9 protein-coding genes and 1 CRISPR repeat array are annotated in these 7,828 nt (G+C 33.2%); of the genes, 7 read left to right on the plus strand and 2 right to left on the minus strand.

All coding sequences use genetic code 11. The features are described from left to right. Positions 1 to 129: 129 nt before the first annotated feature. Positions 130 to 2,020: a CRISPR direct-repeat array (repeat unit 30 nt; unit sequence GATTTTAGGATACCTATAAGGAATTGAAAC). 106 nt (positions 2,021 to 2,126) lie between these two features. The 4 genes from LN736_RS18490 to LN736_RS18505 all read left to right on the plus strand — a co-directional run bounded on the left by LN736_RS18490 (position 2,127) and on the right by LN736_RS18505 (position 4,020). After that, on the plus strand, positions 2,127 to 2,306 hold the full coding sequence (locus LN736_RS18490) for a transposase (protein WP_179978543.1): 180 nt from the start codon (positions 2,127 to 2,129) through the stop codon (positions 2,304 to 2,306). 138 nt (positions 2,307 to 2,444) lie between these two features. Continuing rightward, on the plus strand, positions 2,445 to 2,591 hold the full coding sequence (locus tag LN736_RS18495; RefSeq protein ID WP_179978544.1) for a hypothetical protein: 147 nt from the start codon (positions 2,445 to 2,447) through the stop codon (positions 2,589 to 2,591). A gap of 270 nt (positions 2,592 to 2,861) precedes the next feature. After that, on the plus strand, positions 2,862 to 3,413 hold the full coding sequence (locus tag LN736_RS18500) for a flavoprotein (protein WP_150356316.1): 552 nt from the start codon (positions 2,862 to 2,864) through the stop codon (positions 3,411 to 3,413). Positions 3,414 to 3,615: 202 nt separating this feature from the next. Next, positions 3,616 to 4,020 (plus strand): hypothetical protein, encoded by a 405-nt coding sequence (locus LN736_RS18505; protein WP_150356315.1) that lies wholly within the window; start codon positions 3,616 to 3,618, stop codon positions 4,018 to 4,020. A gap of 768 nt (positions 4,021 to 4,788) precedes the next feature. Here LN736_RS18505 and LN736_RS18510 read toward each other — a convergent pair. Further along, complete coding sequence (locus LN736_RS18510) at positions 4,789 to 4,989, minus strand: hypothetical protein (protein WP_150356314.1); 201 nt, start codon at positions 4,987 to 4,989, stop codon at positions 4,789 to 4,791. A 334-nt stretch (positions 4,990 to 5,323) separates the two neighbouring features. Between LN736_RS18510 and LN736_RS18515 the strand changes: the two genes are divergently transcribed. Further along, on the plus strand, positions 5,324 to 5,629 hold the full coding sequence (locus tag LN736_RS18515; protein WP_179978545.1) for a hypothetical protein: 306 nt from the start codon (positions 5,324 to 5,326) through the stop codon (positions 5,627 to 5,629). A gap of 228 nt (positions 5,630 to 5,857) precedes the next feature. Here LN736_RS18515 and LN736_RS19065 read toward each other — a convergent pair whose 3' ends face one another. Beyond that, on the minus strand, positions 5,858 to 5,989 hold the full coding sequence (locus LN736_RS19065; protein ID WP_268253966.1) for a CPC_1213 family protein: 132 nt from the start codon (positions 5,987 to 5,989) through the stop codon (positions 5,858 to 5,860). Between the two features lie 232 nt (positions 5,990 to 6,221). Between LN736_RS19065 and LN736_RS18520 the strand changes: the two genes are divergently transcribed. Both LN736_RS18520 and LN736_RS18525 read left to right on the plus strand, forming a co-directional pair. Further along, positions 6,222 to 6,902, plus strand: coding sequence for a cysteine hydrolase family protein (locus LN736_RS18520; protein ID WP_229982186.1), 681 nt, complete (start codon positions 6,222 to 6,224; stop codon positions 6,900 to 6,902). Then, positions 6,893 to 7,774 (plus strand): APC family permease, encoded by an 882-nt coding sequence (locus tag LN736_RS18525; protein WP_229982187.1) that lies wholly within the window; start codon positions 6,893 to 6,895, stop codon positions 7,772 to 7,774. Before LN736_RS18520 ends, LN736_RS18525 begins: the two co-directional genes overlap by 10 nt. The last annotated feature ends 54 nt before the right edge of the window (positions 7,775 to 7,828 follow it).

The raw sequence follows: 7,828 nt of genomic DNA on the forward strand, positions 1-7,828 counted from the left end.
ATTGAATTAAAATAGTTAAGGGCTATTTGAAAATTAAAATATATTCAGTTCAAAAATTCAAAAAATGTGTCTACTTTATTGACATAGATCCACATCTGGGTTGGACTTATTCGAAGAGAGTTATAAGAAGATTTTAGGATACCTATAAGGAATTGAAACCGGAGAATAGTTCAGAAAGGGCATAGCCCAGAGGCGATTTTAGGATACCTATAAGGAATTGAAACTTCTGCACCACTCCAATTGGCAAACTGTTTTCCCTAGGATTTTAGGATACCTATAAGGAATTGAAACCACGTACGTGCGTGTATAATAAAAGTAAAGATAAGGGGATTTTAGGATACCTATAAGGAATTGAAACTACGAACCTTAGGCTCTAATATTCTATCTGTAAGGATTTTAGGATACCTATAAGGAATTGAAACCCTGTAAAAGGTTCTCTGCCAAATAATACAACAGGTGTGATTTTAGGATACCTATAAGGAATTGAAACTCCTCCTATTTACCTTCTTTAAGCTTAAATTCTTTTTGATTTTAGGATACCTATAAGGAATTGAAACTGAGTCCTTCATCATCAACCCATATTTCCATCTTGGGATTTTAGGATACCTATAAGGAATTGAAACTAAGCAGAATATTCAAAATAAAGAAAGTAATAATTCAGATTTTAGGATACCTATAAGGAATTGAAACTATTGATGGTATGGTAGACAAGAATGGACAGCCTGTAGGATTTTAGGATACCTATAAGGAATTGAAACGGGAATTTACCAGTTTTAAAAGCATCGCCTATAGCATGATTTTAGGATACCTATAAGGAATTGAAACCATACACAGAAAGCTACAGATAATCTAAAAGAATGTAGATTTTAGGATACCTATAAGGAATTGAAACCTTATAACAGCTTTGGAGAATGCAAGATAGACAAGGATTTTAGGATACCTATAAGGAATTGAAACCCACCAAATCTTTCTTGTGGCCCTTCCGTTATGCCGGATTTTAGGATACCTATAAGGAATTGAAACTTTCTTCTATCGGGTCACCGTTTATCCAAACCGCACCGATTTTAGGATACCTATAAGGAATTGAAACCATCTTCTATGTTCTTTAGAACTGTCTCTGCGTTTGATTTTAGGATACCTATAAGGAATTGAAACTTTGTATTCGCATATCTAACCTCCAAATTAGTTTAAGATTTTAGGATACCTATAAGGAATTGAAACTGGTTTTTATACATACCCTTTCACCTCCGGGAAAGCGATTTTAGGATACCTATAAGGAATTGAAACTTTGTATTCGCATATCTAACCTCCAAATTAGTTTAAGATTTTAGGATACCTATAAGGAATTGAAACTTGGCAAGACATACAAAAATTTTGCTGACAATTGGAGATTTTAGGATACCTATAAGGAATTGAAACCAAATATATTGGCTTATTCTATCCTTGCAATCTCCCCGATTTTAGGATACCTATAAGGAATTGAAACCTTTCTGCCTTGTTCCATGGTACTTGTTTTCTGTATTGATTTTAGGATACCTATAAGGAATTGAAACTCCAATGGCTGAACATCAAATTTGCTTCTGTCCTGGCTGATTTTAGGATACCTATAAGGAATTGAAACAATATGTATTAGGTAGGTGAGGTGACATGTAAGGATGGGATTTTAGGATACCTATAAGGAATTGAAACTAAGAGAATCAACTATATTAATGTTCTGCTGTGAACCCGATTTTAGGATACCTATAAGGAATTGAAACTTAAATATTCCTCGGCTGCATTTACTATGGCCTCCCTGATTTTAGGATACCTATAAGGAATTGAAACACATCTTCCATCTTGAATATGTGTTCAATCATCTTTGATTTTAGGATACCTATGAGGAATTGAAACGCAGATAATTCAGGGTGTTTTTCAACTTGATTGATGATTTTAGGATACCTATGAGGAATTGAAACAGTCATGTTGGTCCACCTTCCCAGTATGTTGTACCCATTTTAGATTACCTATTAGGAATTGAACCCCAAATTACTAAAGTACAACAACTTGCAACATTGTGGATTTGGCCTATATTCGAATTGATGAACATATATGAGTTAGCTATAATAATCATATGGAGGGGATAAGAAATGTCAGGTAATGGTAAGAGGTATAATACAGAATTCAGAGCAGATGCTGTAAGGCTTGTAGTAGAAGAAGGTAGATTTGTAAACAGTGTGTCAAATGATTTAGGCATAAATGAGCAAACCTTGAAAAACTGGTTCAGACTCTTGGTTTTCAGCAGCACAAAATTTTGGAGTAAATGCTAGGGAGCTAATAGAGATATGTACATGGGCGCAAAATTCTGATATGTCGTATGTTTCGAATACTAGGAATTTTAGATTGCAATTAGATATAAGCTATTATAATAATTATACGACTGTTATGTTAGATTAGGAGAAACTAAAATGTATAAATTTCAATACAAAGATGGTGCTGAAAAGCAAAACATAATTGACCAAAACAAAGATAAAATATTAATTGAGGAAGATAGCATTAAGGAGGGTAATTTTCTTATCTTTAGTGATATTAAACCACTGGAAAATCAAATGTAAGACTTGGATAATACAGCAAATATGATTTTACTTAAATAGGAGGAGATTATCATAGAATACAGAGCAAAATAGCAGCTAGAGGTAGCTTTTTTTATTTTTTGCCATAAATATTAAAAAATATGATAATATTAATTTGTAGAAGTAAATGCTATTTTTAGAAATGAGATTATTATTAACTTTGAGATAAGTTATCTTTCACCAGATCACAAAGATTATTGATTCGAATTTTAATAAGTACAGATAAAATTATATGAAAATGGAGGAGTAAATATGTTATCAGGAAAAATAATAACTTTAGGAATCACGGCATGTAGCCCAGCATACCAATCAATTACGTTAATTAGGGAATTGAGAAAGCGTGGTGCACAGGTACATGTAGTTATGACGACAAACGCAGTTAATTTTGTTACACCACTTATGGTACAGAGAGAGGCAGGAACGCCTATCCAGATTGAGCAGTTTGAACTTCCAAAGGCTTATGATATGAATCATCAGTCACTGTCGTTTAAATCTGATTTAATGCTTGTTGCACCAGCTTCTGCTAATACCATTGGAAAGGCAGCAAATGGAATAGCAGATAATCTTCTTACTACAAATCTATTATCAACAAATTCGCCTATTGTTTTTGCAACTCATATTAACCCGACAATGTACAGTAAACCAAGTGTACAAAGAAATGTGAAAATACTTAAAGAAGATGGGGTAATATTTGTTGAAAATAAAGAGGCCAAATTCCCAAGCATGTTTCCGAGCATAGAGGCTATTATTAAAACAGTCGAAGAAGTAATTAGTTACTGTGGCTCCTGCACAAAGCACAGCTAGTGTAACAGCTCCTGCGCATCCAGTACAACCAGCACAATAAATTTAGCCTCGGGTTATTTATTTAAGCTGAGGCTTATTTTTGTTATAAAGTGTATTATAATATACAAAATTTAAAAGTTTTGTATAAGATAATATAGAGATTCTCATGATATGAAAATATCTGTAATTAATTTATTTTATCATAAAATGGGAAATAATGATGTTGACAGAAAATGATGTTGTTGATGCAACGTGTAAGGCAATTGAAAATGAAGGATATACGATAAATCAAAAATTAAATACCATTCAGAAAGGAATAGATATAGTTGGAGAAAAAAATGGTATTAAAATCTACATCGAGGCTAAAGGTGGTACAAGTTCTAAATTAACAACAAACAGATATGGCAAACCGTTTAATGGTAATCAAGTTAAAGATCACGTTGCTAATGCTTTATTGAAAACTTGTGAAACTATTTCAAAGTATCATGGACCCAACACGGAAGTAGCGATGGCATTTCCAGACAATGAGGAACATAGGGATAGAATTGCTAAAATTCAGCCAGTAATAAGAAAATTGAACATTATATTATTTTGGGTTAAAGAAGATAAAAGTGTTGAAAAAGTATGATTTAATAAAATTTAAGTCCGTAAAAATTGTGAGGCAAATATAGATAAAAAGCAGATTGTCTTTAAAATTTCATAATATTTACAAATAGTTAACTTGAGTGACACTAAGCCGTAATAAAAATCATATATACTTATAAGTGTCCTAGGGAAATAAACCTTAGCGAAAGTGAAAAATAATGTGTTTACATATACAAGAGAAAAAAGTAATGGTAATTACCAAGGCAGTGTCTGTGGCTGCAGGACACTATAAACTTAAATGCAACCACCATAGAATATCTAGTCAATAGATCTCCCTTAGTTTAATCACACAAAATAAGCATCTGTCATTTAGGATGCTTATTTTTATGATGTTTACAAATAGTTTATGAATGAGACATTGGGATGTAACAAATATTCTATATAATTATAAATATTCTAAGGGATAACCTTAGTTTACATAAATTAATCATTCTCTTTAAAAATAGTTACAGGTGTATATTAGTGTCTGTGGTTGCAGGGCACGTTAAACTTAAATGCAACCACAACAAGATTCTATGTAAATTTAGACTCCTTTTTAAAGATGTGATGTAAGATAAGCACCCTAAATGATGGGTGCTTATCTTAGTTGAGGTTTATAATGTTTAAATTTAGTATATTTTATAGAATAATAATATTTTTTTAATGATTAGCACTAGTAATTGAAATTATCTTATAAATGAAAATTTGAAAGATAGAAGTAAGAAACACATTTAAGAGAAGTCTAAAGAAACTAAACTAGATAGTGAAGTTATTACTCGAAACGCAGTGGGTAATACGGATGACAAGTTTGAGAAGTTTCGTACTCTTTTAGAACGTCAATAACTATATCAAGTGAATATAACTGGATTTGCTTAATCATTTCTATTTCTTGGTCGCTAAGGTCGGTACTTATAAATTTTTTGTTTATTTTATCTTCGATTGTAGCTTTTATCTTGGCAAAATCCGTGCTCATAATTATCACCTCCTTTTATAAAGTGATAATTCTACAGAAATATGATAATACCTTTAAAAAAATATAGGTTTAGATAATATGAGTGAGAATCAGATGATTGAATACAAATTGGTTATAATTGTGTAAGAGTTCCAAATTTTTTGGAGCTCTTTTTTAATACTATAAAGGAAAGTCCTATGAGTGAATGTTAGAGGAAGAGGGGAACGAGTGACAAAAATAATTCTTATCACACGAAAATAACAATGTTATTACATTCTTTAACCATAGTGGGTATATATACTATATTTAAAGTTAAATTTAACTTTAAATAATTTAGTTTAGGAGGTACAAGAAAATGTTAAAGATGAAATACAAAGTAATATCAGCTGCTATGGTTATTGCACCATTATTTTTCAGTACAGGATTTGCTACAACGGTTCAAGCGTGTCCTACTAAGGCACCTATAGCAGTCCATAAGGTGGTACGCAAAGCAGCACCGAAGCCAGTTCGCAATATAGCGCCAAAGCCAGTTCGCAAAGCAGCACCGAAGCCAGTTCACAAAGGAGTAGTAAAACCGATAAATAAGTCAAAACATAAAGTAGCACCAAAGGTAGCACATAAAGCAGTACCAAGACCAATTACTCAAGTACATCATAGGTAAAGCAGTAGTTATTGCCCCGGAAACGGGGCTTTATTTTTTATTATGTATAGTTAATAAAAATAACCCCCAGCCCAATGATATGCTTCCCTTTTATCATAAGGAGGAGCATATCGAGAAGCTGGAGGTACTGAGTTATAGGACTAATAAAATGAAAGAATTTATCAATTAGTAATATATCCATAAAATATGGAATTATTCTTAATATTATAAACTATTGATTTTTAGAGGTTAATCTAAGTGTTTTTTCGATGGAGAGCCGAATTTTGCTCTTGAGCTTTCAGCTTGAGGATCGTGATTTATATGCTTCTTTTTAAATTTACCATCTTCTTTTTTATTGTTGTTTCTTATTTTATTATGCATAAATATATCGCCTCCCTAAGTATAGGTTTTCCTCAGCCTCTGTTTTTATACTGGAGTATAAATGATTAGAAATAATATAAATTCCTTTTAAAATGGGATTTTGTGGTACGGGGCAGATACTTGATAGGTACTTAAAAAACTGCTATATTTTAATGAAGTAAAGTTATACAGTAATATTATGTGAAATTATTAAGCTATTAAAACTGTGAAGAATTATGGAGGATGAATATTTATGGAAAATAAAACTTTGTATTATGAATTTGTTCCTGCTGAGGGCAATTTGGTTAAACCTGATCCAGAAAAGACTGCACTTCTTATTGTGGACATGCAGAATCAGTTTGTGAAGAAGGATTTTGGAGATGCCAGGATTGCCAAAGAGAAAGGAATGTGGGACAGCTGGAAATATTTTTATGATCGTTTAGAGAATACTGTTATTCCAAATAATAAAAAACTTTTGGATTTTTTTAGAAAAAATAAAATGGAAGTCACTTATGGGAGGATAGCCTGTTACCATAAGGATGGAAGGGACAGATCTCCTGTACAGAGAAGACCTGGATGGAATAATATACTTCTTCCTGTTGGAACTTATGGGGCTGAGATTATAGATGAACTCAAGCCTTTAAAAGATGAAATTGTAGTTGAAAAAACCACTGACAGTGTACTTTATGGCTCCAATTATGAAAGAATTTTGAGAAACATGGGCATTGAATATGTGGTATGTACTGGAGTTGTTACAGATCAATGCGTGGCATCTACAGTAAGGAGCCTTGCAGATGCAGGCTTTGAGGTGATACTTCCCGAAGACGGCTGTTGTGCTGCCACAAAAGAGCTTCATGATGCGGAACTGACTATAATGAACCAGATCTACTGCAGTGTGTGCCGTCCATCCCATATTGGGTTTGGGTGCTCATAATTGCGGCTGTTATTACTGCAATAAATATAGTGGGCATAGAATTGGCAGCTAAAACCAACAATATTCTGGTTTTATTTATGGGAATCGTAGTAATTGTGTTTATTGTTTCCTGTTTTAAAGCTGTTTCTCAGGGGGCGGGAGAGGGAACTTTAATTTCTATAAAACCCTTCTTTGACAGTGAGAATTTTTCTACTACACTTATAATCTCAGGTGCTGCAATGGCCTGTTTTTCTTTTCTGGGTTTTGACTCCATAACCACACTCTCAGAGGAAGCAATAGATCCCAGACGGGATATGTGGAAAGCAGCTATATTATCCTGCTTTATATGTGGAATACTTTTTATAGTGCAAGCTTATGCAGCACAGCTTCTGTGGCCGGATGTTACTACATTTCCCTCAAGTGATGCAGCTTTGTTTGATATAGCCAAAAAGGCTGGTGGTCCTGCAATGGCAACTTTGTATACAGTGGCAGTTATAATATCTACTTTAACAGCGGGACTCACAGGGCAGTCAAGTGCCTCCAGGCTTATGTTTGGAATGGGGCGTGATCAGGTGCTCCCGGAAAAGTTTTTTACCCATCTTCATCCTAAATTCAACACGCCTGTTTACAATATCATGCTTATGTGTTCCATAAGTATTGTAGGTGCACTGCTTCTGCCTATTTCCACGGTTGCAGAATTGATGAATTTTGGCGGCCTTGCCGACTTCATGTGTGTAAATCTTTCAGTTATTGTATATTACTTTTTTACAAAAAGAGAGAAAAAGATTTTTCGTAACTTGATAATTCCAGCTTTGGGGTTTATAATATGTTTTTATCTATGGATTCATTTATCTCACGGCAAAAGCATGAAGGAATGTTTATCCAATGGATAAATTACCACTAACAATTATAGTTCTGTTATAGTAGAATAACCTTAATAAAATACT

The sequence above is a fragment of the Clostridium aromativorans genome, assembly GCF_020908015.1.
Classification (GTDB): Bacteria; Bacillota; Clostridia; order Clostridiales; family Clostridiaceae; genus Clostridium_B; species Clostridium_B aromativorans.